Raw genomic sequence first — 25,940 nt, 5'->3', positions numbered from 1 at the left:
GGTTACCAGTGTGTCTGTTCCTTGGACTCTTCCGAACAGGACACTAAGTCGACAAGTGGCGCACGTTCAACGAACACGCCGAACCTCCCGTTTTTCTTTTCACCCTATGTGATCAGCCGTAGCGCTGCCGAACCAGGGTGCTGGCCTGCGACGATATGCGTCAACTCGCCGACGACGCAGGCGCGGTGGGGACGCTCACATCGAAGTGCCGCGCCTTGGGGGCGGCTTTCATCAGCGCGAAGAGTGTGCTTGCCTTCGCCCGGCTCTTCTCGCTGCTGCCCCACGCTACGGTGCGATCGCCGCTCAACTCCAGCGAGATCGAGTCGTACGAACGGACCTTGACGACCCGTGTATCGCGTTCCACGGCGGCCGGCAGCGCACCGGCGACGCTTACCGCCTCGCGGCGCAGGCGGTGCGAGTCGAAACGGCGCAGACTCGATGCCGCGTTCTCCCGGTCCGGCGTCAATTCCAGGAGCGGAACACCCTTCGGCGCGTGTCCGACCGTGGCGAATCGCACGCCCTCGGCGTCCACTTCGACGAACTTTCCGCCCTTTTCGATAAGCAGAACCGGCTTGCGTTCGGTCACTTTCAGACTGATTTCGTGTGGCCAGGAACGCTCTACGTCGACCGAGTCGATACGCCGCAGTTTCTTGCGCAGCCGGTCCTCGAGGACGTCGGTGTCGACCGAGATCAGCGGCGAGCCGACCGGGGCCGCGGCTGCTTCGCGCACCTTCTCGGGCGTCAGCACCCGGGTCCCCGACGTCGTCACGCGCTCCACGCGCAGCCACTGCGAGCCGTAGAGCAGCCAGACACCTCCCGCGCCGAGCAGCACGAGCGCGATCAGCGAGAGGATCAGGGTGCGCGGCCGCACGCGTGCGCGGGAGCGCGGCGGGCGGGGCGGGCGGGACCCACCAGGAGCAGATCTCTGCCGTTCGGCGGTGGTCGGTCCGGCCACGGTCCCCTGCCTTCTGTCTGCCTATCTGTGCCGTCTCACCCGTTGCGGCGGGACGCGATCGCCTCGTACACCATGCCGACGAGGAGGTCGTCGGCATCCCTGCGGCCGAACTCCGACGCGGCGCGGGACATCTCGTACAGCCGGTGCGGGTCGGCGAGCACCGGGAGCACGTTGCCCTGCACCCACTCGGGCGTCAGTTCGGCGTCGTCCACCAGGAGTCCGCCGCCCGCCTTGACCACCGGCTGGGCGTTCAGCCGCTGTTCGCCGTTGCCGATGGGCAGCGGGACGTACGCGGCCGGCAGCCCGACGGCGGAGAGTTCGGCGACGGTCATCGCGCCCGCGCGGCAGAGCATCATGTCCGCCGCGGCGTACGCGAGGTCCATCCGGTCCACGTACGGTACCGGGATGTAGGGCGGCATACCGGGCATGTTCTCGACGTACGGCATTTCGTTCTTCGGGCCGACCGCGTGCAGGATCTGGATCCCGGCGCGCTGGAGCACCGGGGCGACCTGCTGGACGACCTCGTTGAGCCGCCTGGCGCCCTGCGAACCGCCGGAGACGAGCAGCGTCGGCAGGTTCGGGTCGAGGCCGAAGGCGGCGCGCGCCTCCGGGCGGACCCGGGCCCGGTCGAGCGTGGCGATGGTGTGGCGCAGCGGGATGCCGATGTAGCGCGAGTTGCGCAGCTTGCTGTCCGGCGTCGCGACGGCCACCCCGTGGGCGTACCGCGAACCGATCTTGTTGGCGAGGCCGGGGCGCGCGTTGGCCTCGTGCACGACGATCGGCGTGCCCGTCCGCTTGGCCGCGAGGTACCCCGGCAGCGCGACATAGCCGCCGAAGCCGACCACGCAGTCCGCCTTCGTACGCTCCAGGATCTGCTCCGCCGCCTTGATCGTGCCGCGCAGCCGTCCCGGCACGGTGATCAGCTCAGGAGTGGGCTTGCGCGGCAGCGGTACGGCAGGGATCAGCGCGAGTTCGTAGCCCCGCTCGGGTACGAGTCGGGTCTCGAGTCCACGCTCCGTGCCCAGGGCCGTGATGCCCACGGTCGGGTCCTGCCTCCGCAGGGCGTCCGCGAGGGCGAGCGCGGGCTCGATGTGGCCGGCGGTCCCCCCACCGGCGAGTACGACATGCACCGAAATTCACCGCTCTCCGGACGAACGCGCCTTGACGCGCCGTCTCATCGTGTTCCATCTCACCCGAGGTTGCCGCATGGCCAGGGCCGCCTTTGCCGCCGGGTCCTCCCGCGCGAAGGCGATGAGGAGTCCGATGGCGAACATGGTCGGCAGCAGGGCGGAGCCTCCGTAGGAGAACAGCGGGAGCGGGACACCGGCGATCGGCAGCAGACCGAGCACCGCACCGACGTTGATCACGGCCTGCGCCGTGATCCAGGTGGTCACGCCTCCCGCGGCATACCGTACGAAGGGGTCCTCCGTGCGTCCGGCCACGCGGATACCCGCATAGCCTAGAGCCGCGAACAGAGCGAGCACCGACAGCGTCCCCGCCAGGCCGAGTTCCTCCCCCGTGATGGCGAAGATGAAGTCGGTGTGCGGTTCCGGCAGTTGACCCCATTTTTCCACACTCGCGCCGAGGCCGGAACCGAAGAATCCGCCGGAGGCCAGGGCGTAGATCCCGTGCACGGCCTGCCAGCACTGGTCGCCGGGGCCGGGATCGGTGGCACCGATGCAGGCGAGCCTGGCCATGCGGTTGGGGCTGGTCTTGATGAGGATCACGCCGAGCAGAGCCGCGATCGAGAGCACTCCCGCGAAGAGCCGCGTCGGTGCGCCCGCGAGCCAGAGCAGGCCGAAAAGGATCGCCGTGAGGATGATCGCCGTGCCCATGTCGCCGCCCAGCATGATCAGTCCGAGCAGCATGAAGGCGACCGGGACGAGCGGCACCAGCATGTGCTTCCACTGCGTGAGCAGCCGCTTGTCGTGTTTGCGGGCGAGCAGGTCCGCGCCCCACAGGACGAGGGCGAGCTTGGCGAACTCGCTCGGCTGGAGCTGGAAGGGGCCGCCCAGGTAGATCCAGTTCTGGTTTCCGTTGACGCTGCGCCCTATCCCCGGGACCTGCACGAGCACCATCAGGAAGACGGTCACCGCGAGGATGGGATAGGCGAGCGCCCGGTGCAGCTTGATGGGCATCCGCATGGCGACGAACAGCAGGATCGAGCCGAGTACGGCCGCGGTGAACTGCTTGCGGAAGAAGTAGGCGGCGGGCAGGTCGAGCTGCAGCGCCTGGATCATGGACGCGGAGTAGACCATCACCAGGCCGAGCACCGTGATCAGCAGGCTGCTGCCGAGGATGAGGTAATAGGCGGTCAGCGGCCGGTCCCAGGCCCGCTTGAGCCGGGTATGGAACCGCCGTACCGCGTTCTCGCCCGGCTGACGCGGCACGCCCGCGGGGCGGACCGGTGCGGGCCGCCTGGCGGGACGCGTGGGCGCCCGCCCGCTACTGCCGGCCATCGAGGCCCCCGCCAAGACACCACGACGCTGCCACGTTCCCTCCTCAGGGGGTGCCGGGCGCCCCCGGACCACAGGGGCCCGCGTCAGGCGCTCGCGCCGAGTTCGCGGACCGCGTCCGCGAACGCGTCACCACGCTTGTTGTAGTTGGTGAACATGTCCATCGACGCACAGGCCGGAGCCATCAGTACGGTGTCCCCCGGCTCGGCGAGCCGTGCCGCCTGTCGTACCGCCTCGGACATCGCCCCAGTGTCGGTCCGGTCGAGGTCGACGACCGGGACCTCGGGGGCGTGTCGCGCGAGGGCTTCGCGGATCAGCGCGCGGTCGGCGCCGATCAGGACGACGGCGCGCAGCCGCTTCGCCGACTTGGTGACGAGCTCGTCGAAGGTGGCGCCCTTGGCGAGCCCGCCCGCGATCCAGACGATGGATTCGTAGGCGGCCAACGACGCTTCCGCGGCGTGGGTGTTGGTGGCCTTGGAGTCGTCGACGTACGCCACTTCGGCCACGTCGGCGACGTGTTCGATGCGGTGGGCATCCGGACGGAAGGCGCGCAGGCCGTCGCGGACGGCCGTCGCGGGTACTCCGTAGGCGCGCGCGAGCGCCGCCGCGGCCAGGGCGTTGGCGATGTTGTGCGGCGCGGGCGGCTGCACGTCGGAGATCTCGGCGAGCTCCTGCGCCTGCTTCTGGCGGTCCGGCACGAAGGCACGGTCGACCAGAATGCCGTCCACGACGCCCAGTTGCGAGGGCGCGGGCGCATTCAGCGTGAAACCGATGGCGCGGCAGCCCTCTTCGACGTCGGCCTCGCGGACGAGGTCTTCCGTGGCCTTGTCCGCGACGTTGTAGACGCAGGCGACCTGGTTGCCCTCGTAGATCCGGCCCTTGTCGGCGGCGTACGCCTCCATGGAGCCGTGCCAGTCCAGATGGTCGGGCGCGAGGTTCAGGACGGTCGCCGAGTGGGCGCGCAGCGAGGGCGCCCAGTGCAGCTGGTAGCTGGAGAGCTCGACGGCGAGGACGTCATAGGTGTCGTCGCCGGTGACGACGTCGAGGAGCGAGACCCCGATGTTGCCGACGGCGGCGGTCCGCAGACCGGCCGCCTCCAGGATCGAGGCCAGCATCCGTACGGTCGTGGTCTTGCCGTTCGTGCCGGTGACCGCGAGCCACGGCGCCGCGCCGGGGCCGCGCAGCCGCCAGGCGAGCTCCACGTCGCCCCACACCTCGACGCCGGCTGCCGCGGCGGCCGCGAAGAGCGGCTTGCCGGGCTTCCAGCCGGGCGTGGTGACGACGAGTTCGGTGCCTTCGGGCAGGGTGTCGCCGTCACCGAGGCGGACGGTGACGCCCAGGGCCTCGAGGTCGGCGGCCTGCGTGCGGGAGCGCTCGTCGTCGCCTTCGTTGACGACGGTGACGACCGCTCCGAGGCCGTGCAGCACGCGGGCCGCCGGGATGCCCGAGACACCGAGCCCCGCGACAGTGACGTTCTTTCCTGCCCAAGTCATTACTTCTTGGCTGCCCATCCTGCGTAGAAGAGGCCGAGTCCGACGATCACGCACATGCCCTGGATGATCCAGAAGCGGACCACCACAAGGACCTCGGACCACCCCTTGAGTTCGAAGTGGTGCTGGAGCGGTGCCATGCGGAAGACGCGCTTGCCGGTCATGCGGAACGAGCCGACCTGGATGACGACGGACATCGTGATCAGGACGAAGAGGCCGCCGAGGAGCGCGAGGAGCATCTCGGTGCGCGAGCAGATCGCGAGTCCGGCGAGCGCGCCGCCGAGAGCGAGCGAGCCGGTGTCACCCATGAAGATCTTCGCGGGCGAGGTGTTCCACCACAGGAAGCCGAAGCAGGCACCCATCAGCGCAGAGGCCACCACGGCGAGGTCGAGTGGGTCTCTGACCTCGAAACACGCCTGTGGGTTGGTCAGCGTGACGGCGTTGGCGCAGGACTCCTGGTACTGCCAGACACCGATGAAGGTGTACGCGCCGAAGACCATCACCGAGGCGCCCGTGGCGAGGCCGTCGAGGCCGTCGGTGAGGTTCACGCCGTTCGACATCGCGAGGATCATGAACAGCGCCCAGACCACGAAGAGCACCGGGCCGATCGACCAGCCGAAGTCCGTGACGAACGACAGCTTGGTGGAGGCCGGGGTCTGGTTGCGGTTGTCCGGCCAGTTCAGCGCGAGCACGGCGAAGCCGATGCCGACGATCAGCTGGCCGGCCATCTTCGCCTTGGCGCGCAGGCCGAGCGAGCGCTGCTTGACGATCTTGATGTAGTCGTCGAGAAAGCCGACGAGGCCCATGCCCGCCATCAGGAAGAGCACGAGCAGGCCGGAGAGCGTCGTCTCCGTGCCCGTGATGATCTTCGTGAGGAAGTACGCGATGAGCGTGGCGAGGATGAAGGCGATACCACCCATGGTCGGCGTACCGCGCTTGCTGTGGTGCTCGCGCGGGCCGTCGTCCCGGATGAACTGCCCGTAGCCCTTGCGGGCCAGGAACTTGATCAGGAGCGGGGTTCCGACCAGGGTCAGGAAGAGCCCGATCACACCCGCGAAGAGGATCTGCCTCATCGGCCGGCGACCTGCCCCTCGGACGACGCGGAGTCATCGAGCAGCGCCGTTGCGACCCGCTCGAGACCGACCGATCTGGAAGCCTTCACCAGCACGACGTCTCCCGGGCGCAGCTCGCTGCGCAGCAGGTCGATCGCCGCCTGTGCGTCGGACACGTGCACCGACTCCTCACCCCACGAACCCTCGTTGTATGCGCCCAGTTGGAGCCAGGACGCTTCCCTGCCCCCGACTGCCACGAGCTTGCTCACGTTCAGCCGGACAGCGAGCCGTCCGACCGCGTCGTGTTCGGCGAGCCCCTCGTCACCGAGCTCGGCCATGTGACCGAGCACCGCCCACGTACGACGTCCCTTGGCCATGGCCGCGAGCGCGCGCAGGGCGGCTCGCATGGACTCGGGGTTCGCGTTGTAGGCGTCGTTGACGACCGTCACGCCGTCCGGGCGCTCGGTGACCTCCATCCGCCAGCGGGACAGCGTGCCCGCCTCGGAGAGCGCGCGGGCGATCTCGTCTGCGGACATGCCCAGCTCATGGGCGACGGCGGCCGCGGCAAGCGCGTTCGACACGTGGTGCTCACCGTACAGCCGCAAGGTCACGTCGCTGCACCCGGAGGGTGTGTGCAGCGTAAAGGCGGGCTGTCCGATCTCCGTGAGCCGGACATTCTCGGCACGTACGTCGGCGTCGGCGGACTCTCCGAAGAGCAGGACGCGCGCCTTCGTGCGCGAAGCCATGGCGCGGACGAGGGGGTCGTCGGCGTTGAGGACGGCGGTGCCGTCGGCGGGCAGGCTCTCGACGAGTTCACCCTTCGCCACTGCGATCTGCTCGCGTCCGCCGAACTCGCCGATGTGGGCGGTGCCGACGTTGAGCACGAGGCCGATCTTCGGCGGGGTGAGGCCGGTGAGGTAGCGGATGTGGCCGATGCCGCGGGCGCCCATCTCCAGGACGAGGAACCGCGTCTCGTCGGTGGCGCTGAGGGCGGTGAGCGGCAGGCCGATCTCGTTGTTGAGCGAGCCCGGCGTGAAGACCGTGGGCGCCTTGCTCCGCAGTACCTGGGCGAGCAGGTCCTTGGAGCTCGTCTTGCCGACGGAGCCGGTGAGGGCGACGAGGGTCGCGCCGAGCCGCTCCACGACGTGCCGTGCCAGGGCTCCGAGGGCGGCCTGTACGTCGTCGACGACGATGGCGGGCACGCCGACGGGGCGCGAGGCGAGGACGGCGGCGGCGCCTGCTTCGACCACCGCGGACGCGTAGTCGTGGCCGTCGACGCGTTCGCCGGCGAAGGCGACGAAGAGGCTGCCGGGCTCCACTTCACGGGAGTCCCTGACGACCGGTCCGGTGACCTGGACGGACGGATCCGGTATGTCGTACGTCTGCCCGCCGACGACAGCGGCGATCTCGGCGAGGGAGAGGGCGATCACAGATTCATCCCTGGGTTTGCTGGATTGCTTCGCGAAGTACCTGGCGGTCGTCGAAGGGACGCACCACCCCGGCGATGTCCTGTCCCTGCTCGTGGCCCTTGCCCGCGACGAGCACCGTGTCGCCCGGTTCGGCCCGGGCGACGGCCGCGCGGATCGCGGTGGCGCGGTCCTCGAAGACGGCGACGTCGCCGCGCTCGTGGATCGGCACGTCGGCGGCGCCCGCCAGCATCGTGGCGAGGATCGCGAGGGGGTCCTCGCCGCGGGGGTTGTCGGCGGTCAGGACGGCGGTGTCGGCGAGCCTGGCCGCCGCGGCGCCCATCGGCATCCGCTTGGTCTTGTCCCGGTCGCCGCCGCAGCCGAGCACGATGTGCAGCTTGTTCTCGGTGACCTTGCGCAGGGCGCGCAGGACCGACTCGACGGCGTCCGTCTTGTGGGCGTAGTCGACGACGGCGAGGTAGGGCTGGCCTTCGTCGATGCGCTCCAGGCGGCCCGGCACGCCCGGCACGGCCGCGACGCCGTCGGCGGCCTGCTGGGGGTCGATCCCGGCCACGGCGAGCGTGACGATCGCGGCGAGCGTGTTGGCGACGTTGAAAGGACCGGCCAGCGGGGAGCGCGCGGTGATCCGCTCCCCCTTCGGGCCGACCGCTACGAACGTGGAGTCGAACGGCATGACCTCGACGTCCTCCGCGCGCCAGTCGGCGTCGGGGTGGCCCTCGGCGGAGAACGTGGTGACGGGGACCTCGGACTCGGTGATGAGCCTGCGGCCGTACTCGTCGTCGAAGTTGACCACGCCGAGCCGGGAGCGCCGCTGGGTGAACAGCTGCGCTTTGGCCCGGAAGTAGTCCTCCATGTCGGAGTGGAACTCCATGTGCTCCGGGCTGAGGTTGTTGAAGACGGCGACGTCGAAGACGCAGCCGTCCACCCGGCCGAGCACGAGGGCGTGGCTGGAGACCTCCATCACGACGGCGTCGACGCCGCGCTCGCGCATCACCGCGAACAGCGCCTGGAGGTCGGTCGCCTCGGGGGTCGTCCGCTCGGACTTGATGCGCTCGTCGCCGATGCGCATCTCGACCGTGCCGATGAGTCCGGTCGACCGGACTTCCTTGAGACCGCCCTCGATGAGATAGGCCGTCGTGGTCTTGCCGGACGTACCGGTGATGCCGATCTGGAGCAGATCGCGGCCCGGATGGCCGTAGATCGTGGCCGCGAGCTCCCCCATCGAGTCCCGGGGCGCGGGGACGACGAGGACCGGCAGACCCGTGACGGCGGCGCGCTCGGCGCCCGTCGGGTCCGTGAGGATCGCGGCGGCACCGAGGTCGGCCGCCTGCGCGACGAAGTCGGCGCCGTGCAGCCGGGCGCCGGGCAGCGCGGCGTAGATGTCACCGGGGCGGACGGCGCGGGAGTCGTGCGTGATGCCGCTGACCTCCCCCGTGGCCGGGGCTGCGACGCCCAGCTGATCGGCGATCGTGGCGAGCGGCGTCGCGGAGACCTGGTCCGGCCGCGGCGGTCCCGGATATGTCACGGGAACGCCCTTCTGGGTGGTTTGGGACTGATCAGCGTGTGGCACGGCGGTGAGCGTACCGGGCTCACCGGGCTCAGGGCTAAAAAGGGGGGCCTCGCGCGCAGCGCGGTCGAGCACGGGTGGTGGTGGGAGGCGGGTGGGCGGGCGGTGTGGCGGGGGCTGGTTCCCCGGCGTCGGAGTGATCGTTCTCACGGGTTTGTCCTGGTGGTGATCAGGGGCCTGCGGGGCTCAGGGTTCGAAGGTGACGGGGAGCCGGGCCGCGGCCTTGCCGGTGGGCGGGACCTGGAGGGTCTTGAGGGCGAACTGCATGACTTCCTTGTAGATGGGGCCGCAGATCTGGCCGCCGAAGTAGCTGCCCTTGGTGGCGTTCTGGATCGCGCAGTAGACGGTGACGCGCGGCTTGTCGGCGGGCGCGAAGCCGGCGAACGAGGAGGTGTAGCCCTTGTACTTGCCGGTCTCGGGGTCGACCCGGTTGGCCGTACCCGTCTTGCCCGCGATCCGGTAGCCGGGGATGCGGGCCTTGGTGCCCGTGCCCTCTTCGTCGTCGACGACGGACTCGAGCATGTGCGCGACCGTCTTGGCGGTCTTCTCGCTCACCACCCGGGTCTTGCCGGGCTTCTTCGCGGGCGTGAAGCGGCCGTCGGGGCCCTTTATGCCGCGCACCAGCGAAGGCTCGACGCGTACGCCGCCGTTGGCGATGGTCGAGTAGACGGAGGCCGCCTGCATGGCGTTGATCGAGAAGCCCTGGCCGAACGGGATCGTGTACTGCTGCGAGGTGGACCACTTGTCGGCAGGCGCGAGGATGCCGGACGTCTCACCGGGGAAGCCGAGCCCGGTCTCCTTGCCGATGCCGAACTTCCGCAGGTACGAGTAGAGCGACTTGTTGGCCTCGCGCTGGGTCTTGCCCAGTTCGCCGGTGGCCAGGATCGTGCCGATGTTGCTGGACTTGGCGAGGACGCCGTTGAGCGTGAGATGCCAGGTCGGGTGGTCGATGTCGTCCTGGAAGAGCCGGTCGCCGCGGTGCAGGCGGTTGGGGACCGTCACATGCGTGCCGGGCGTGGCCGCGTTCTCCTCCAGGACGGCGGCCATCGACATGACCTTGGCGGTGGAACCCGGCTCGAAGGCGTCCTGGAGCGAGGCGTTGCCGAGGGCCGTGCCGTCGGCCTGCGAGAGGTCGTTCGGGTCGAAGCCCGGGGAGTTCGCCATCGCGAGGATCTCGCCGGTCCTGGTGTCCTGCACTATCACGTAGCCGCGGTCCGCCTGCGACTTCTTCACCTGCTCGGAGATCGCGTTCTGCGCGGCCCACTGGATGTCGCGGTCGATGGTGAGCTCGACGTCCGAGCCGGGCACGGCGGGCGTCTCCGTGCTGCCCGCGGTCGGCACCTGGTGGCCGCCGGACTGGGCGTACCTGATCTTGCCGTCCTTGCCGGCGAGCTGCTTGTCGAGCTGCTGCTCCACGCCGCCCGCGCCCTTGCCCTCGGCGTTGACCCAGCCCAGTATCCCGGCGCCCAGGGTGTCGTTCGGGTACACGCGCTTGCTGCTGGGGTCCTGGAAGACGCCCGCCAGGACGTTGGCGCTCTTCTTGTCGGTGGCCGCCTTGTCGTCTAGCGCGCCGCGCAGGTCCTTGATCTGCTTCCAGACCTGCGGGGTCTGCCGGCGGGCGAGCAGGACGTAGCGCGTCTTGGGGGTCTTGAGCTGCTCGGTGAGCCGGTCGACGTCCTTGTCGAGGATCGGGGCGAGGAGGGCCGCGGCCTGTTCGGGCCCGTCCTTGATGCCCATCTCCTTCAGCGTGAACATCGTCGGGTCGGCCGTGATGTCGTACGCGTCCACGCTGGCGGCGAGTTCGACGCCGCGGCGGTCGGTGATGCCCCCGCGCTCGGCGGTCAGGACGTGGCTGAAGTAGCGGTTCTTCTCGGCCTTGGCGGTGTACACGCTCGCGTCAACGGCCTGCACCTGGAGGAGGCGTACGACAAAGGCCAGCATCACCAGGGTCAGGCCGAGGCTCACCATGCGAAGGCGGGGCCGCGGGCTGCCGAGCCGGATCGTGCGGGCCTTGGAGGCGGCGGGGCGCGGGCGGCGGGCCGCGGGGCGGGCCCCTGTTCCCGGACGGCGCTGCTGGCCGGGGCGGGCGGGGCGCGAGGGCCGCGCGGGTGCCGGGACCCTGCGTCGCGGGGGTTGGCGGTCCGTCACTTACGTCACCTGCCGGAGGTCGTGGGGCCGGGCTTCGCGGAGGGGAGGGGCGTGGGCGGGGCCTCTGAGGGCACTGCGGGCACTGCGGGCGCTGAGGGCACTGCGGGGGCGCCGGAGGGGGGCGGGGACACCGGGGACGGGAGCGGAGGCGTCACCGGGATCGAGACCGACGGCGCCGGGGACGCCACCTCCTGCGGCCGCGGGTCGGGCAGCAGCGCGGAGGACTTGGCGGCTCCGGGAACGCCGCGCACGGTGCCGTCCGGGTTCAGGAAGGCGGGGTCGCCGCCCGGCACCATGCCGAGCTCGCGGGCACGGCGCTGGAGGGCGTCGGGGGCGGCGTAGGCATCCACCTCCCGCTGGAGCTCCTGCTCCTGGTCGGTGAGCTCCGTCGTCTCCTTCTTGAGCTCGCTCAGCTGGAACGAGCCTTCGTTGAGCGAGGAGTTCAGGATGAGGAGGCCGATCAGACCCCCGCCGAGCAGCAGCACCACAAGGAGCACGAAAGGCGCGCGCGCGGCCTGGTTCGGCCCCGAGGGCAGCAGCCGCGCGAGCCGGGCGGCCCGTCCGCGCAGTTCGGGCTTCTTGCTCATGGGGCCTCCTCAGGGACGCCGTTCACGGATGCTCCCGGCGGGTGCGCTTCACGGGCTCTCCTCGCGGATGCGCTGCGCACCCCGCAGCCGTGCCGGGGCCGCCCGGCGGTTCTCGGCGATCTCTTCCTCGGTGGGCAGCTCCGCGCCGCGCGTGAGCAGCTTGAGGCGGGGCTGGTAGCGCTCGGGCACGACCGGCAGGCCGGGCGGCGCCGTGGTCGCCGCACCGGCCGCGAACACCTGCTTGACCAGGCGGTCCTCGAGCGAGTGGTACGACAGGACGGCGATACGGCCCTCGACGGCGAGCGCCTTCACGGCCGCCGGAATGGCTGCCTCCAGGACGCTCAGCTCGCCGTTGACCTCGATGCGCAGGGCCTGGAAGGTGCGCTTGGCGGGGTTGCCGCCGGTGCGCTTGGCGGCCTGCGGCAGGGAGTCGCGGATCAGCTCGACGAGCCGCGCGCTGTTGCTGAACGGCTCCTTCTCGCGCTCGCGCACGACGGCGCTCACGATCCGCTTGGCCTGCTTCTCCTCGCCGTACTGGCGCAGGATCCGGACCAGTTCGCCCGGTGCGTACGTGTTGAGGACCTCGGCGGCGCTGACGCCGGTCGTCTGGTCCATGCGCATGTCCAGGGGCGCGTCCTGCGCGTAGGCGAAGCCGCGGTCGGCCTCGTCGAGTTGCATGGAGGAGACGCCGAGGTCGAACAGGACGCCCTGGACCTTGGCGATGCCGAGCCGGTCGAGCACCTCGGGCAGTTCGTCGTAGACGGCGTGCACCAGCTCGGCCCGGTCGCCGAAGGGCGCGAGCCGCTCCCCGGAGAGCCGCAGCGCTTCCTTGTCGCGGTCCAGGCCGATGAGGCGGGCCGACGGGAAGGTGGAAAGCAGGGCCTCGCTGTGGCCGCCGAGTCCGAGCGTGCAGTCGACGACGACCGCGCCGGGCTGGGCGAGCGCGGGGGCCAACAGGTCCAGGCATCGCTGGAGCATCACCGGGACGTGTCGGGTCTGGCTCAAAGGGCCCTCTCAAATCCGGCGCGGCGTCATACGCACGGCCGGGTCCCCGCCCGCTCGTGAAGGGGAACGGCCCGCTGGCGCCGGGGAAGTGGCGTCAGCCGACCGGGAGCGGGAGGAGGCCGAGCCGTACGTACGCGCCGCGTACGCGGGGGATTCAGGGGAATCCCCGGGTGAACAGTCCAGCGGGGAGCAGGTCACGGCCCTCCCACTTCGCGTCACTTTAGTCCACCCTGTCGCCCGGTCAATCAACTGGCCTGCGCGTCGCGAACGGGTCCTCGAAGGAGTCGCACATCGCGCTCCGTCACCCGTTCGGGGTAGCCGGGTCCACCCCTGTGGATTAGCTCACAACAAGACTCGTTGACCTTTTTTGTCCCTTCCCACGGCAGGCCCGGACGATCAGCGCCGACTACCGTCATAGCCATGTCGACTTCCGCATCTCCCACGGGGAGCCTCCCCGCAGAGCCGGCCGATGGCATAGCCGCCGACGGCACCGTCACGGACCGCCTGGTCGAGGCCAATCGGCGCTACGCCGCCGGCTTCACCGACCCCGGCATGGACGCCCGGCCCGTCCTGGGCGTGGCCGTCGTCGCCTGCATGGACGCCCGCATCGATCTGCACGCCGCGCTCGGCCTCGATCTGGGCGACTGCCACACCATCCGCAACGCGGGCGGCGTGGTCACGGACGACGTCATGCGTTCCCTGACGATCAGCCAGCGCGCGCTCGGCACGCGCAGCGTCGTGCTGATCCACCACACCAAGTGCGGCCTGGAGAGCCTCACCGAGGAGTTCCGGCACGAGCTCGAACTCGAGGTCGGCCAGCGGCCCGCCTGGGCGGTGGAAGCATTCCGCGACGTCGAGCAGGACGTACGGCAGTCGATGCAGCGCGTGCGGACCTCGCCGTTCCTTCTGCACACGGACGATGTGCGGGGATTCGTCTTCGATGTGACCACGGGTCTGCTGCGGGAGATCGACCCTGCGTAACCGGCTCCGGACCGGACCTTTCCGGACCGGCTCGACAGCCAAAAGGCCGCAAGACCTGACATATCGCCGCCAGTTATCCACGGGCAAGTGACACAACCCGGTATGCCCAACAAGAATGCGGGTGTGGCATCGCGCTGAACCTTTCAGGCGCGGTGTCCGTGTTTCGGGGTGGGCCGGGCCGCACACGATGCGTCGGCCCGGAGAACGTGTCCGAGGAGGGCCGGGTGACGACCTATGACGATCGAGCGAGCCTCACAGATCTGACCGCCACAGCGGAGCGTGTCCGCAGGTCGGTCGAGGGTGTGATCGAAGGTAAGCCAGAGGTCGTACGGCTTTCGCTGACCGTGCTCCTCGCCGAGGGGCACTTGCTGATCGAAGATGTACCGGGCGTGGGCAAGACCATGCTCGCCAAGGCGCTGGCGCGGTCCATCGACTGCTCCGTGCGGCGCATCCAGTTCACGCCCGACCTGCTGCCGTCGGACATCACCGGTGTGTCCATCTTCGACCAGCAGCGCCGGGACTTCGAGTTCAAGCCCGGCGCGATCTTCGCGCAGATCGTGATCGGCGACGAGATCAACCGCGCGTCCCCCAAGACGCAGTCGGCGCTCCTCGAGTCCATGGAGGAGCGCCAGGTCACCATCGACGGGCAGACCTACGAACTGCCGAGCCCCTTCATGGTGGTGGCGACGCAGAACCCGGTCGAGATGGAGGGCACCTATCCGCTGCCCGAGGCGCAGCGCGACCGCTTCATGGCGCGCGTCTCGATCGGCTATCCGAGCGCGGAGGCCGAGCTCCAGATGCTGGACGTGCACGGCGGCGTCTCGCCGCTCGACGACCTCCAGCCGGTGGCGCACGCGCACGACATCGTGAAGCTCGTCGACGCCGTGCGCACGGTCCACGTGGCCGACTCCGTGCGGCGCTACGCCGTGGACCTGGTCGCGGCCACCCGCAACCACCCCGACCTGAGACTCGGGGCGTCCCCGCGGGCGACGCTGCACCTGCTGCGGGCGGCCAAGGCCTCCGCGGCGCTCAGCGGCCGGGAGTTCGCGCTGCCGGACGACGTACAGGCCCTGGCCGTGGCGGTGCTCGCACACCGGCTGCTGCCCACGGCGCAGGCCCAGTTGAACCGGCGTACGGCCGAAGCGGTCGTCCTGGAGATCCTCCAGCGCACGCCCGTACCGGCCACCGGCCAGCCGAACAGCGGTTACTTCAACCAGCAGCCGCCCGGCGCGCGGAGGCTGTGATGGAGGCGGGGGGGCCGCAGCCGGCGCAGGCCGAGGAAGGCAAGGGCGGACTGCGGACCGCGCTCGCGGGGCTGACCACGCGCGGGCGTTCGTTCCTGGCGGCCGGGGTCGCCGCCGCCGTCTGCGCGTACGTCCTCGGGCAGAGCGATCTGCTCCGGGTCGGGCTGCTGCTCGCCGTGCTTCCGCTGGTGTGCGCGACGGTGCTCTACCGCACCCGCTACCGCGTCGCGGGCAGCCGCAGGCTCTCCCCCGCGCGCGTGCCCGCCGGTTCGGAGGCCCGCGTCCATCTGCGCATGGACAACGTCTCCAGGCTGCCCACGGGTCTGCTGATGCTCCAGGACCGGGTGCCCTATGTCCTCGGGCCGCGGCCCCGCTTCGTGCTCGACCGGGTGGAGGCGGGGGGCCGCCGTGAGGTGTCCTACCGCGTCCGCTCGGACCTGCGGGGGCGCTATCCGCTGGGCCCGCTCCAGCTGCGCCTGACGGACCCCTTCGGGATGTGCGAACTGACCCGCTCCTTCTCCACGTACGACACCCTGACGGTCATCCCGCGTGTGGAGGCACTGCCTCCGGTGCGCCTTACCGGTGAGGCCAAGGGGTACGGCGACGGGCGGAACCGCTCGCTGGCCCTCGCCGGCGAGGACGACGTGATCCCGCGGGGCTACCGCCACGGCGACGACCTGCGCCGCGTCCACTGGCGCTCCACCGCTCGCTACGGCGAGCTGATGGTGCGCCGCGAGGAGCAGCCGCAGCGCGCCCGCTGCACGGTGCTCCTTGACACCCGGGCGCACGCCTTCCGGGGCGCCGGACCCGACTCGGCCTTCGAGTGGGCGGTGGCGGGCACGGCGTCCGCCCTGGTGCACATGCTGGAGCGGGGCTTCTCGGTACGGCTGCTGACCGACACCGGCAACTCCGTGCCCGGCGAGGGCTCGGACGGCTTCGCGGGCGCGAGCCAGGAGTCGGCGGACGCGGCGGGACTGATGATGGACACCCTCGCGGTGATCGACCACTCGGACGGCGCGGGGCTCTCTCCCGCGTACGACGTGCTGCGCGGGGGCAACGAAGGCCTCCTCATCGCCTTCCTCGGCGACCTCGACGAGGAGCAGGCCACGGTGGCCGCCAAGATGCGGCAGCGCAGCGGCGCGGCGGTCGCCTTCGTCCTGGACAGCGAGGCCTGGGCCCGTGGCACCGGCGGCGCCCCATCGGGCCCCGGCGACGAGCGGGTCCGGATGCTGCGCGAGGCGGGCTGGACGGCCGTGGCGGTGCCCCCCGGCGTCGCCCTGGTGGACCTGTGGCGCCAGGCCGACCACTTGCGGGCGAGCACGGGCCCGGCTCCGGCGGCGGGGACGACGACCGGGGGCTGGGGATGAGCGGCGGCCCGGCAGACAAGGCCACGGACACGAGGCGTACGAGGCGTACTCCGGCGTGCACGGCCCGTACGACAACAGGGGGACGTTCATGAGTGGGCGCGCGCGACTCGCGCTGTGTGCCACGGCGGCGACGCTGATGGCGTCGGGGGCGCTGCTGCCGCTCGTCAAGCCGGCGACGTGGTTCGTCCAGGCGGCGATCCTGCTCGCGCTGCAGAGCGGCGTGGGCGCGCTCACCCGGCGCGTCCCGCTGGCCCGGCCGGTCACGGTCGCCGTGCAGGCCCTGGTGACGCTGCTGCTGCTCACCCTGGTGTTCGCGCGCGAGCGGGCGATCGGCGGGGTGATTCCGGGCCCCGACGTGTTCCGCGAATTCGGGCTGCTCCTCGAAGCGGGCGGCAACGACGTCGGGCGGTACGCGATACCGGCGCCGCTCAGCGACGGCATCCGGCTGATGCTGGTCGGCGGCGTCCTGGTGATCGGCCTCGCGGTGGACGCCCTCGCGGTGACGTTCCGTACGGCGGCGCCCGCGGGTCTTCCGCTGCTCGCGCTGTACTCCGTGGCCGCCGGGCTCTCCGGGGACGGGGCGGGGTGGCTGTGGTTCCTGCTCGCGGCCGCCGGGTATCTGCTGCTGCTCCTCGCGGAGGGGCGGGACCGGCTCTCCCAGTGGGGGCGGGTCTTCGGGGGCGCCGCCCGCGCGCCCGGCCGGATCTCCGGAGGTCTGGAGACCGACAAAGGCGCGATCGCGCCGGTCCGCACGGGGCGCCGCATCGGCGCGGTCGCCCTGGGGATCGCCCTGGTGGTGCCGCTCGCACTGCCCGCCCTCGACGGCGGGCTCCTCGACGGCACAGGCGGTGCCGGGGGTTCGGGTTCCGGCGGTGGCGGCACGATCTCCGCGGTGAACCCACTGGTCGCGCTCCAGGACAGCCTGAACGAACCGGACGACCGCGAGGTCATCTCGTACAAGACGAACGCCAAGGAGACCGCGAACCTCTATCTGCGGATCGTCTCCCTCGACCAGTTCGACGGCACGGCCTGGAAGACCACCGTCCGGAGCATCGAGGACGTGCCCTCGCGCCTGGAGGACCCGCCGGGGCTCTACCCCGACGTCCCCCGCAGCGAGATCCAGACGAACATCTCGGCCGCCGACAGGTACGCGCAGAACTGGCTGCCGATGCCCTACCCGGCCAGCGAGGTGAAGATCGACGGCCGCTGGCGGTACGAGCCGGTGGGGCGCGCCCTGGTCGGTGACCGCGGCCAGACCACGCGCGGCGCGCAGTACGAGGTCAAGAGCCTCGTCGTGCAGCCGACGGCCGAGCAGCTCGCACGGGCGGCCCAGCCGCCCAAGCAGATCGAGGAAGAGTTCACCAGGGTGCCCGACACCTTGCCGTCCGTGGTGTCCTCCGAGGCCCGCCGCATCACCAAGGACGCGTCGAACGACTACGAGAAAGCCGTCAAGCTCCAGGACTACTTCGCGTCCGAGGGCGGCTTCACGTACAACACGCAGGTGCGGGCGGGCAGCGGCCCGACGGCGATCGCGCGCTTCCTGGAGCAGAAGGAGGGCTTCTGCGTCCACTTCTCGTTCGCCATGGCGTCGATGGCGCGGACGCTGGACATCCCGGCGCGTGTCGCGGTGGGCTTCACGCCCGGTGCCGCACAGGCGGACGGTTCGATGTCGGTCGGTCTGCGGGACGCGCACGCCTGGCCCGAGCTGTACTTCGAGGGCGTGGGCTGGACCCGCTTCGAGCCGACCCCGAACCGCGGCACGCTGCCGGACTACACGCGCCCGGAGACCCCGTCCGACGGTGCGAGCGACTCGGCGGTGCCCGAGCCGAGCTCGTCGTCGGCTCCCTCCGACGAGCCGTCGGCCTCCGCGAGCTGCCCGCCCGACCAGCAGAAGCAGGGCGGCTGCGCGAGCTCGGCCCCGGCGGTCGCGGGCGGCTCGGGCGGCGAAGGGCCGCCGTTCGGCATGATCGTCCTGGTCGCTCTCGGGGCACTCGTGGTCCTCGGTGTGCCGTTGCTGCCGATGCTGTGGCGCAAGCGGATCCGTGCGGTGCGCCTGGGCTCCTCGGGGCGCTCCGAGGCGGATGCGGCCGCGCGGACCCTGGACGCCTGGCTCGAAGTGACCGACACGGCCTGGGATCACGGGATCACGCCGGACGATTCGCAGACCCCGCGCAAGGCGGCGGCCCGGATCGTACGCATCGGGGAGCTGACCGCGGCGCCCGCGGAGTCCGTCCAGCGCCTTGCCGCCGCGGTCGAGCAGGTGCTCTACGCGCCGCGGCCGCAGCCGACGGCCGGTCTGGCCGACGACGTGCGCCGCGTGTCCGACGGACTGCGGGCCACGACGAGCCGTCCGGCCCGGTTGCGGGCGACGCTCGCGCCGCGTTCGGCCGCACGGGTGGTGTGGGCGGTGTCGGACCGCTGGACGGCGTTCAAGACGCGGTGGTCCGAGCGGATCGCGGCCCGGTGGGCCGCGCTGCGGAAGCCGTCGGGGCCCTCGCCGCAGCAGGAGGGCTGAGCCCGGTCCCGGCCCCCCGGCGGGGGGTCCTGGGCCGGGGACCTATGGCCCGGGCCACGCGAAGCCAGGGCACGCGTAAGGGGTGACCGCCTGGGCGGTCACCCCTTACGCGTGTCAGCCGTCGACCTCGGTGAGGCCCACGGCTGACGTACTTCTGGAGAGCTGAAGGCTTATTGGCCCTGTTCGTCGCGGCGGCGCTGCCAGCGCTGCTCGATCCGGTCCATCATCGACTTCCGCTGCCTGCTCTGCCGACGGGCCGGGGCGCTGCCCGGTGCCGTTGGCGTACCGGCGGCCGGTTGTTCACCTGGCTTCGGCGCTTTGCGCCATCCGGTGACGGCGAGCACCGCGCATCCCAGCATGACGAGGAATCCCACCACGCTCACCCAGATCTGCTGGGCGACCATTCCGGCCATGAGAAGGGCGATACCCACAAGGAAGCCCGCGACCGCTTGGTAGACCCGTCGCCGGGTGTACGTACGCAGCCCGCTTCCCTCGAGCGCTGTCGCGAACTTGGGATCTTCGGCGTACAGCGCTCGCTCCATTTGCTCGAGCATGCGCTGCTCGTGCTCCGAGAGCGGCACGGAGTCCTCCTCATCGTGCAGTCGCCGGGGCGACCGGGGGTCCCCTTCAGGATAGGCAGGGAATCGCCCCCGTGAAACCCGCCCCTCTGCGCCAACTTCGCCAAACCGGACCGCCCTGCCGCTCCGGCTCGCTGAAGCGTGCATTCCCCAGCGGCCGACCCGGCATGCCGGACGGTCTGCCTCGATCATACGGCGCCCATAGCCCGTTCGGGGGGTGTGTGCCGTACTCCATGTGCGGCTGCGTCGCTGATCAGCGGGGCAGCCAGGGCGAACGTCAGCCCTCGTCGGCATCCCGGGTCTCACCCAGCACATGCAACTGGGTGGCCACGGAGTGGAAGGCGGCGAGCTCGGCGGCGGCCGCCTCCAGCTTGAGGAGCGCCTCGAGAGCGCCCGGCTCGGTGTCCACGAGGACGCCCGGAACGAGGTCGGCGAAGACCCGCACTCCGTGCACCGCGTCGACCCTGACGCCCGCGGCCTCGACAAGACCGGTGAGCTGGTCCGCGGTGAAGCGCCGCGGCACGGGGTCTCCCTCGCCCCAGCGGCCCGCCGGGTCGCCGAGCGCGTGCCTGGCCTCGGTGAAGTGCCCGGCGAGCGCCCTGGCGAGCACGGCGCCGCCGAGCCCGGCGGCGAGCAGGCTGAGGGTGCCGGAGGGGCGCAGCGCGCCGACCGCGTTGCGCACGCCCTCGGCGGGGTCGTCCACGTACTCCAGGACGCCGTGGCACAGGACGGCGTCGAACCCGGCGCGCTCCACGACGTCGAAGAGGCCGTGCACGTCGCCCTGGACGCCGCGCACCCGGTCGGCGACGCCTGCCTCGGCGGCCCGGCGCTCCAGCGCGAAGAGGGCGTTCGGGCTGGGGTCGACGACGGTGACGCGGTGGCCGAGGCGGGCGACGGGCACGGCGAAGTTGCCGCTGCCGCCGCCGGTGTCGAGCACGTCGAGGGAGTGCGACTCCCGGCCCGAGGCCTTGACCCGGCGGTCGAGGGCGTCCTTGAGGACCTCCCAGACCACGGCGGTACGGAGAGAAGCGCGGGGGCGCATCGGGTCCGACACGGCAGTTGACTCCTCGGCGCGTCCACCGCACGTCCGCGGTGGAGCTAGGGGTTTGCCTCCGTCGGCCTGCGCGGCAGCGAGGAGGGTGCGGGCGCTCCCACCCTAATGGGAAGTGAAGGGCGGACCGTCACCCGTCCCGTCACCCGTCCCGTCACCCGTCGCGGCTCGCGTCCGGCGGCTCCGGCCTGGGCTGGGGCAGCACGGGCTGCAGCACAAGCATCCGCTCGACGAGGCGTAAGAACATCGCCACGTCACGCAGCAGGTCGTCCGCGTCCCGGCCGGAGGCCGCGCCCTGTATGCCGGCCTCCGCGCGGGCCCTGCGGGGCGCGCCGGAGGCGAAGAGGGCGCTCCATTCGGTCAGTTCGGGCGCTATCTCGGGGAGCACGTCCCAGGCGCTCCGGATCCGCTGCCTGCGTCGCGGGCTCTCCTCGGGACGGCCGCGGGCGGCGAGGACGGCGGCGGCCGTACGCAGGGCGGCGAGGTGGGCCGTGGCGTAGCGCTCGTTCGGAGTCTCCAGGTGCTCGGCCTCGTCGATGCCGGCGCGGGCCTGGGCGAGCAGTTCGAGTGCGGCGGGCGGGGCCGTCGCCCGGCGCAGGACGGGGTGGACGTCGCTCGCGGGGCCGGTCGTTACGGGGGCGGGGCCGACGGGGCGGTGCCGACGAGCGGCTGCTGCGGAAGTGCTGGCCATGACGAACCTCCTGTCGTCGCGTAACGGCTATGTGGCCGTATGTGCACATCGTGTAGTACGCCACTGACAATCGGCTCTGACCTGCGACTTTGCCCCGATCGCAGGTTCACGTTAGTTTTTGCACTGACCAGTCAGTTCAAAAGAAGGCGCGAGGGGGAACCGTGGACGGGCCGAAGGACGGCGAGCGCGGAGTTGCCGTCACAGCGCGGGGATTCGGGCTCAAGGGACCGCGGGGCTGGGCGTTCCGCGAGGTCGGCGTGGAAGCCGCGGCCGCGTCGCTGATCGCGATCGAGGGGCCGTCCGGGTCGGGCCGGACCTGTCTGCTGCTCGCGCTCACCGGGCGGATGCGCCCCACGGAGGGCGAGGCCCGCGTGGGGGGCTTCGCGCTGCCCAAGCAGCTCGCGGCGGTCCGGCGGATCAGCGCGCTCGGGCCCGTGCCCGGCGTGACGGACCTCGATCCGGCCCTGACCGTCGAGGAGCATCTGCGCGAACGGGCGCTCCTCCAGCGGCGGTTCGGCGGCTCGCTGCGGGCCCTGCTGAAGCCGCGCGCCGAGCGTGCCGCCGAGGCACGGCAACGGATCGACGCCGCGCTGGACGCCGCCGGGCTCGACACGGAGTCGCTGCCCAAGGGGCGGCGGACCTCCGTACGCGATCTGGAACGCCTGGAGGTGCTGCGCCTCTCGGTGGCCCTTGCCCTGATCGGGCGGCCCCTGCTGCTCGGCGTCGACGACGTGGACCTCAAGCTGTCGGACGCCGAACGCGACGAGGCCTGGGCCCTGCTGAGGTCCCTCACGGAGAGCGGCATCACCGTCGTCGCCGTATGCAACGAAGCGCCCGGGGACGCGGTCGCCGTAGCCACGGGCACGGAACGCAAGACCACCGAGGCTCCGGCCGACCCGGACGCCGACCACGCCGACGGCACTCACGCCACCGACAACCCGGACAACCCCGGCAACACCGACAACGACGAGGAGACGGCGGATGCGCTCGCCGAAGCTGGCCGCGCTTGAGCTCAGGCGCTTCGGCAGGGGGAAGCTGCCGCGTGCGGCGCTCGTCGCGCTCCTGCTGCTGCCCCTGCTGTACGGCGCGCTGTACCTGTGCTCGTTCTGGGACCCCTACGGCCGTCTCGACCGGATACCCGTGGCGCTCGTCAACGACGACAAGGGAGCCACGGCCGCGGGCAAGAAGCTCGCGGTGGGCGACGGCATCGTCGACGGCCTGAAGGACAGCAAGACCTTCGACTGGCGCGAGGTCAGCTCGGCCGAGGCGCGCAAGGGCGTCGAGGACGGGACGTACTACCTGTCCCTGACGATGCCGTCCGACTTCAGCAAGCGCGTGGCGTCGAGTTCGGGGGACTCTCCGGAGACGAGCGCCCTTCAGGTCCGTACGAACGACGCCAACAACTACATCGTCGGGCAGATCTCCCGGACGGTCTTCTCCGAGGTGCGCACGGCGGCCTCCACCAAGGCGTCGCGCTCCTTCCTGGACAAGATCTTCATCTCGTTCTCCGACATCCACGGGGCGACCGAGAAGGCCGCCAAGGGCGCCGACAAGCTCGACAGCGGCATCGGCGAGGCCAAGAAGGGCTCGAAGAAGCTCGCGACCGGCCTGAAGGACGCCAAGGACGGCAGCAGCGATCTGGCCGGCGGCATCAAGAAGCTCGACAAGGGCGCCGGTGACCTGGAGACGGGCTCCAAGAAGGTCTCCGACGGCACCCAGAAGCTGGCCGACAAGGTCAACGGCACCGCGGACGAGGTGCGGCCCTTCCTGAAGGACAACGGCAAGACCATCGGGGACACCGCCAAGCTCGTCGCCGACTCCTCCAAGGCCCTGCGCCACAACCTGGACACCTGGGTCAAGCTCGCACCCGTGGCGGCCGACGGCGCCAAGAAGGGCTCCGAGACCATCGGCGGCCTCTACACGGAGCGCTGCGTGGACCTCCCCGTGCCCGACCCGGCCTGCCCGAAGCTCAAGGAGGCCAAGAAGGCCGCCGAGAACGTGTCGACCATCGCGGACGACATGAACACCGTGGTCGAGGACCAGCACAGCGACGTCGAGAAGCTCGACAAGCACCTGGCCACCCTGCAGAAGAAGTCGCGGGAGCTCGCCGAACGCGCACCCCGTCTCGACGAGGACCTGGACAAGGCCGTCACCCAGATCAACGAGCTCAACACGGGCGCGGGGAAGGTCGCCAAGGGCGCCAAGAAGCTGCACACGGGCCTCGGCACCGCCAAGACCGGCGCCGACGACCTCGACACGGGCATCGGCAAGCTGGAGACGGGCGCGACCGACCTCAAGGGCGGCATGTTCAAGCTGGCCGACGGCTCCGGGAAGCTGTCCGGCGGGCTGCACGACGGCGTCAAGAAGATCCCCGACTACGACAAGAAGGACCGCGACCAGCGCACCGACGTCATGGCCGACCCGGTGCAGCTCGCCTCCCAGTCGATGCACAAGGCGCCCAACTACGGCACGGGCTTCGCCCCGTACTTCATCCCGCTCTCCCTGTGGGTCGGCGCGATGGTGGCGTACATGCTGATCCAGCCGCTCAACCGGCGCGCGCTCGCCGCGGGCGCCTCCGCGTGGCGGATCGCGTTCGCCGGCTGGCTGCCGGTGGCCGCTCTCGGCGTGCTCCAGACGGCGGCCCTGATGTCGGTCCTGCACTGGGGCCTCGGCCTGGAGATGGCGCGGGCGGCCGGGACGGTGGGCTTCCTCTGCCTGGTGACGTGCTGCTTCGCGGCGATCGTGCAGTGGCTGAACGCGCGCTTCGGGGCGGCCGGGCGCATCCTCGTCCTCGCGGTCCTGATGCTCCAGCTGACCTCGGCGGGCGGCACGTACCCCGTCCAGACGAGTCCGTCCTTCTTCGGCGCGATCCATCCCTTCCTGCCGATGAGTTACGTCGTCGACGCCCTGCGCAGGCTCATCACGGGCGGCGGGCTCGGCCCGGTGTGGCAGGCCTGCGTGGTCCTCACGGCGTTCACGGCGGGCGCCCTGGCGCTCACAGCGCTCTCCGCGCACCGCAAGCAGGTGTGGACCCTGGACCGTCTGCACCCGGAGCTGAGCCTGTGAGACCCGCAACCGCGCCTGTACGGGCGCCGAGACCTGTGAGAATCGGGCCCATGGACAGCAGCGCAACCAGCACCCGGCGAGAGGCCACCCGGCAGAAGCTCTACGAAGCCGCCGTCACGCTCATCGCGGAGCAGGGTTTCTCGGCCACGACGGTCGACGAGATCGCCGAGCGGGCCGGGGTCGCGAAGGGCACGGTCTACTACAACTTCGCGAGCAAGTCGGTCCTCTTCGAGGAGCTGCTGCGGCACGGCGTCGGGTTGCTCACCGCTTCTCTGAAGGAGGCGGCCGAGAAGGCGGTGGGGAGCGGCGGCCGGCAGGTCGACGCGCTCGACGCGATGATCCGGGCGGGCCTGGGCTTCATCGACCGCTACCCGGCCTTCACCCAGCTGTACGTCGCCGAGCTGTGGCGCACGAACCGCGCCTGGCAGTCCACCCTGATGGTGGTCAGGCAGCAGGCGGTGGCCGTCGTCGAGGACGTCCTGCGCGCGGGCGTGGAGAACGGCGAGCTCAGCGAGGAGATCGACATCCCCCTGACGGCCGCCGCGCTCGTCGGGATGGTCCTGGTGGCGGCGCTCGACTGGCAGGCCTTCCAGCCGGAGCGCTCCCTGGACGACGTGCACTCCGCGCTCTCGCGACTGCTCCAGGGCCGGGTGAGCGGAGGGCACTGAGCCGCTCCGGAGCGCCGGGGTGCCGCCGGTCCGCAGCCGGGCACGAAGAAGCGCCGGTCCGCCGCCGACCTGTTTCCAGGCGGCACCGGACCGGCGCTTTTCTCGTTCCCCCGTACTCCCCCGCTTTCCCCCGTAGTCCCCCCGTTTTTCCCCCGTGCTCCCCCGTTCAGCCCCTCGGGCGGTCATTCCCGGGCGGCCGTCCGTCACCCCGTGTCTCGCTCCCACCTTCGGCGAGGTGGGAGGAGCGGCCAAGGGCGCCGCGCCGTTCCGCCGCCCCGTGTCGGCGGTACGGACGCTGCGCCCTTCTCCGTGTCCCTCACTCTTCCGTCTTCGCAGGTCGGGACCCATCCGCGCTGATACTCATCTCCATCCCTAGGTACGGATACTCAGACCCGGGCACTCAACCCCGGGCCGGGACGTTCCCGGCTGGTTACGATCGCGTCCGTGTCCGTACTCCCCCTGGTCTTCACCAGCGGCTGGGCGAGCGGGATCAACGCGTACGCCGTGGTCCTGCTGCTCGGTGTCTTCGGCGCGACCGGAGTGACCGACGAGGTCCCCGAGTCGCTGCAACGTCCTGATGTGCTGATCGTCGCCGGGGTCCTCTTCGCCTGCGAAGCCGTCGCCGACAAGATCCCTTACGTCGACTCGGTGTGGGACACGGTGCACACCGTGATCCGGCCGGTCTCCGGCGCGGTGGTGGGCGCGCTGCTCGCGGGCCAGAGCGGTTCGCTGCCGGACCTGGCGGCGGGCGCGGTGGGCGGCTCCACGGCACTGGCCAGCCACTTCGTGAAGGCCGGGACGCGGATGGCGATCAACTCGTCGCCGGAGCCGTTCAGCAACGTCATCGTGAGCGTGGCGGAGGATCTCGGGGTCGGCGCGGTCATCAGCTTCGCGATGTTCTATCCGGTGGCCGCGGCGATCATCGCGGCCGTGCTCCTTGTGCTCGGCCTCATCGCGCTGTACTTCCTGATCTCGCGGATCCGGCGGTTCCTGCGGCGCAGGGCGCAGCGGCGCGAGGAGAAACAGCTCGTGGCACACGGGCGCCGGCCACCGGACTGAGGGCTCCCGGCGTGACTGTCGGTGGTGGCCGAT

21 protein-coding genes are annotated in these 25,940 nt (G+C 71.1%); 8 read left to right on the top strand and 13 right to left on the bottom strand.

Annotation, left to right across the window (positions count from 1 at the left end):
• Positions 1-160 precede the first annotated feature (160 nt).
• The 10 genes from IE226_RS13645 to rsmH form a co-directional block, all read right to left on the bottom strand.
• On the bottom strand, positions 161-955 hold the full coding sequence (locus tag IE226_RS13645) for a cell division protein FtsQ/DivIB (protein WP_190081392.1): 795 nt from the start codon (positions 953-955) through the stop codon (positions 161-163).
• Between the two features lie 35 nt (positions 956-990).
• Complete coding sequence (gene murG, locus IE226_RS13640; RefSeq protein ID WP_160504531.1) at positions 991-2,085, bottom strand: undecaprenyldiphospho-muramoylpentapeptide beta-N-acetylglucosaminyltransferase; 1,095 nt, start codon at positions 2,083-2,085, stop codon at positions 991-993.
• A gap of 6 nt (positions 2,086-2,091) precedes the next feature.
• The gene (ftsW, locus tag IE226_RS13635) at positions 2,092-3,414 is read right to left on the bottom strand and encodes a putative lipid II flippase FtsW (RefSeq protein ID WP_190081391.1); all 1,323 of its coding nucleotides are present in this window, start codon (positions 3,412-3,414) and stop codon (positions 2,092-2,094) included.
• Positions 3,415-3,497: 83 nt separating this feature from the next.
• Positions 3,498-4,904 (bottom strand): UDP-N-acetylmuramoyl-L-alanine--D-glutamate ligase, encoded by a 1,407-nt coding sequence (murD, locus tag IE226_RS13630; protein ID WP_373306946.1) that lies wholly within the window; start codon positions 4,902-4,904, stop codon positions 3,498-3,500.
• Positions 4,904-5,974, bottom strand: coding sequence for a phospho-N-acetylmuramoyl-pentapeptide-transferase (mraY, locus tag IE226_RS13625; RefSeq protein ID WP_160504534.1), 1,071 nt, complete (start codon positions 5,972-5,974; stop codon positions 4,904-4,906). The genes murD and mraY overlap by 1 nt, the downstream gene beginning before the upstream one ends.
• A complete protein-coding gene (locus IE226_RS13620; RefSeq protein WP_190081389.1) occupies positions 5,971-7,383 on the bottom strand; it encodes a UDP-N-acetylmuramoyl-tripeptide--D-alanyl-D-alanine ligase in 1,413 nt (470 codons plus the stop codon). Before IE226_RS13620 ends, mraY begins: the two co-directional genes overlap by 4 nt.
• Positions 7,384-7,387: 4 nt before the next feature.
• A complete protein-coding gene (locus IE226_RS13615) occupies positions 7,388-9,022 on the bottom strand; it encodes a UDP-N-acetylmuramoyl-L-alanyl-D-glutamate--2,6-diaminopimelate ligase (protein ID WP_229870852.1) in 1,635 nt (544 codons plus the stop codon).
• A gap of 111 nt (positions 9,023-9,133) precedes the next feature.
• On the bottom strand, positions 9,134-11,095 hold the full coding sequence (locus IE226_RS13610) for a peptidoglycan D,D-transpeptidase FtsI family protein (RefSeq protein ID WP_190081387.1): 1,962 nt from the start codon (positions 11,093-11,095) through the stop codon (positions 9,134-9,136).
• Between the two features lie 5 nt (positions 11,096-11,100).
• Entirely contained in the window at positions 11,101-11,682 is a 582-nt protein-coding gene (ftsL, locus tag IE226_RS13605; RefSeq protein WP_190081386.1) for a cell division protein FtsL, read from the bottom strand.
• A gap of 48 nt (positions 11,683-11,730) precedes the next feature.
• A complete protein-coding gene (rsmH, locus tag IE226_RS13600) occupies positions 11,731-12,687 on the bottom strand; it encodes a 16S rRNA (cytosine(1402)-N(4))-methyltransferase RsmH (RefSeq protein ID WP_190081385.1) in 957 nt (318 codons plus the stop codon).
• Between the two features lie 357 nt (positions 12,688-13,044).
• Between rsmH and IE226_RS13595 the strand changes: the two genes are divergently transcribed.
• The 4 genes from IE226_RS13595 to IE226_RS13580 all read left to right on the top strand — a co-directional run bounded on the left by IE226_RS13595 (position 13,045) and on the right by IE226_RS13580 (position 18,794).
• On the top strand, positions 13,045-13,668 hold the full coding sequence (locus tag IE226_RS13595; protein ID WP_229870850.1) for a beta-class carbonic anhydrase: 624 nt from the start codon (positions 13,045-13,047) through the stop codon (positions 13,666-13,668).
• Between the two features lie 224 nt (positions 13,669-13,892).
• On the top strand, positions 13,893-14,912 hold the full coding sequence (locus tag IE226_RS13590) for an AAA family ATPase (RefSeq protein ID WP_190081384.1): 1,020 nt from the start codon (positions 13,893-13,895) through the stop codon (positions 14,910-14,912).
• On the top strand, positions 14,912-16,279 hold the full coding sequence (locus IE226_RS13585) for a DUF58 domain-containing protein (RefSeq protein ID WP_190081383.1): 1,368 nt from the start codon (positions 14,912-14,914) through the stop codon (positions 16,277-16,279). The genes IE226_RS13590 and IE226_RS13585 overlap by 1 nt, the downstream gene beginning before the upstream one ends.
• 88 nt (positions 16,280-16,367) lie before the next feature.
• Positions 16,368-18,794 carry a transglutaminase TgpA family protein gene (locus IE226_RS13580; RefSeq protein ID WP_190081382.1) on the top strand — a complete coding sequence of 809 codons (2,427 nt, stop codon included), beginning with the start codon at positions 16,368-16,370 and terminating at the stop codon, positions 18,792-18,794.
• 170 nt (positions 18,795-18,964) lie between these two features.
• Here IE226_RS13580 and IE226_RS13575 read toward each other — a convergent pair whose 3' ends face one another.
• The 3 genes from IE226_RS13575 to IE226_RS13565 form a co-directional block, all read right to left on the bottom strand.
• Positions 18,965-19,375 (bottom strand): SCO2097 family morphological protein, encoded by a 411-nt coding sequence (locus tag IE226_RS13575; RefSeq protein WP_190081381.1) that lies wholly within the window; start codon positions 19,373-19,375, stop codon positions 18,965-18,967.
• 274 nt (positions 19,376-19,649) lie between these two features.
• Positions 19,650-20,426 carry a methyltransferase gene (locus tag IE226_RS13570; protein WP_190081380.1) on the bottom strand — a complete coding sequence of 259 codons (777 nt, stop codon included), beginning with the start codon at positions 20,424-20,426 and terminating at the stop codon, positions 19,650-19,652.
• Positions 20,427-20,577: 151 nt separating this feature from the next.
• Positions 20,578-21,114, bottom strand: coding sequence for an SAV_6107 family HEPN domain-containing protein (locus IE226_RS13565; protein WP_190081379.1), 537 nt, complete (start codon positions 21,112-21,114; stop codon positions 20,578-20,580).
• Positions 21,115-21,275: 161 nt separating this feature from the next.
• Here IE226_RS13565 and IE226_RS13560 point away from each other — a divergent pair, with 161 nt between their 5' ends.
• The 4 genes from IE226_RS13560 (at position 21,276) to IE226_RS13545 (ending at position 25,907) form a co-directional block, all read left to right on the top strand.
• The gene (locus IE226_RS13560) at positions 21,276-22,124 is read left to right on the top strand and encodes an ATP-binding cassette domain-containing protein (RefSeq protein WP_190081378.1); all 849 of its coding nucleotides are present in this window, start codon (positions 21,276-21,278) and stop codon (positions 22,122-22,124) included.
• Positions 22,096-24,180 carry a YhgE/Pip family protein gene (locus IE226_RS13555; RefSeq protein WP_190081377.1) on the top strand — a complete coding sequence of 695 codons (2,085 nt, stop codon included), beginning with the start codon at positions 22,096-22,098 and terminating at the stop codon, positions 24,178-24,180. The genes IE226_RS13560 and IE226_RS13555 overlap by 29 nt, the downstream gene beginning before the upstream one ends.
• A gap of 50 nt (positions 24,181-24,230) precedes the next feature.
• Complete coding sequence (locus tag IE226_RS13550; protein ID WP_190081376.1) at positions 24,231-24,848, top strand: TetR/AcrR family transcriptional regulator; 618 nt, start codon at positions 24,231-24,233, stop codon at positions 24,846-24,848.
• A gap of 444 nt (positions 24,849-25,292) precedes the next feature.
• Entirely contained in the window at positions 25,293-25,907 is a 615-nt protein-coding gene (locus IE226_RS13545; protein WP_190081375.1) for a DUF4126 domain-containing protein, read from the top strand.
• Positions 25,908-25,940: the final 33 nt, after the last annotated feature.

The sequence above is a fragment of the Streptomyces longisporoflavus genome, assembly GCF_014649775.1.
In the GTDB taxonomy this organism is placed as follows: domain Bacteria; phylum Actinomycetota; class Actinomycetes; order Streptomycetales; family Streptomycetaceae; genus Streptomyces; species Streptomyces longisporoflavus.
The sequence above is the reverse complement of the archived record's forward strand: the minus strand, read 5'-3'. Positions and strand labels throughout refer to the sequence as shown.

Coding starts and splice junctions, on each gene's coding strand:
- IE226_RS13580 (WP_190081382.1), top strand. CDS start 16,368: ATGAGTGGGCGCGCGCGACTCGCGCTGTGTGCCACGGCGGCGACGCTG.
- ftsL (WP_190081386.1), bottom strand. CDS start 11,682: ATGAGCAAGAAGCCCGAACTGCGCGGACGGGCCGCCCGGCTCGCGCGG.
- mraY (WP_160504534.1), bottom strand. CDS start 5,974: ATGAGGCAGATCCTCTTCGCGGGTGTGATCGGGCTCTTCCTGACCCTG.
- IE226_RS13565 (WP_190081379.1), bottom strand. CDS start 21,114: ATGGCCAGCACTTCCGCAGCAGCCGCTCGTCGGCACCGCCCCGTCGGC.
- ftsW (WP_190081391.1), bottom strand. CDS start 3,414: ATGGCCGGCAGTAGCGGGCGGGCGCCCACGCGTCCCGCCAGGCGGCCC.
- IE226_RS13550 (WP_190081376.1), top strand. CDS start 24,231: ATGGACAGCAGCGCAACCAGCACCCGGCGAGAGGCCACCCGGCAGAAG.
- IE226_RS13585 (WP_190081383.1), top strand. CDS start 14,912: ATGGAGGCGGGGGGGCCGCAGCCGGCGCAGGCCGAGGAAGGCAAGGGC.
- murD (WP_373306946.1), bottom strand. CDS start 4,904: ATGACTTGGGCAGGAAAGAACGTCACTGTCGCGGGGCTCGGTGTCTCG.
- IE226_RS13555 (WP_190081377.1), top strand. CDS start 22,096: ATGCGCTCGCCGAAGCTGGCCGCGCTTGAGCTCAGGCGCTTCGGCAGG.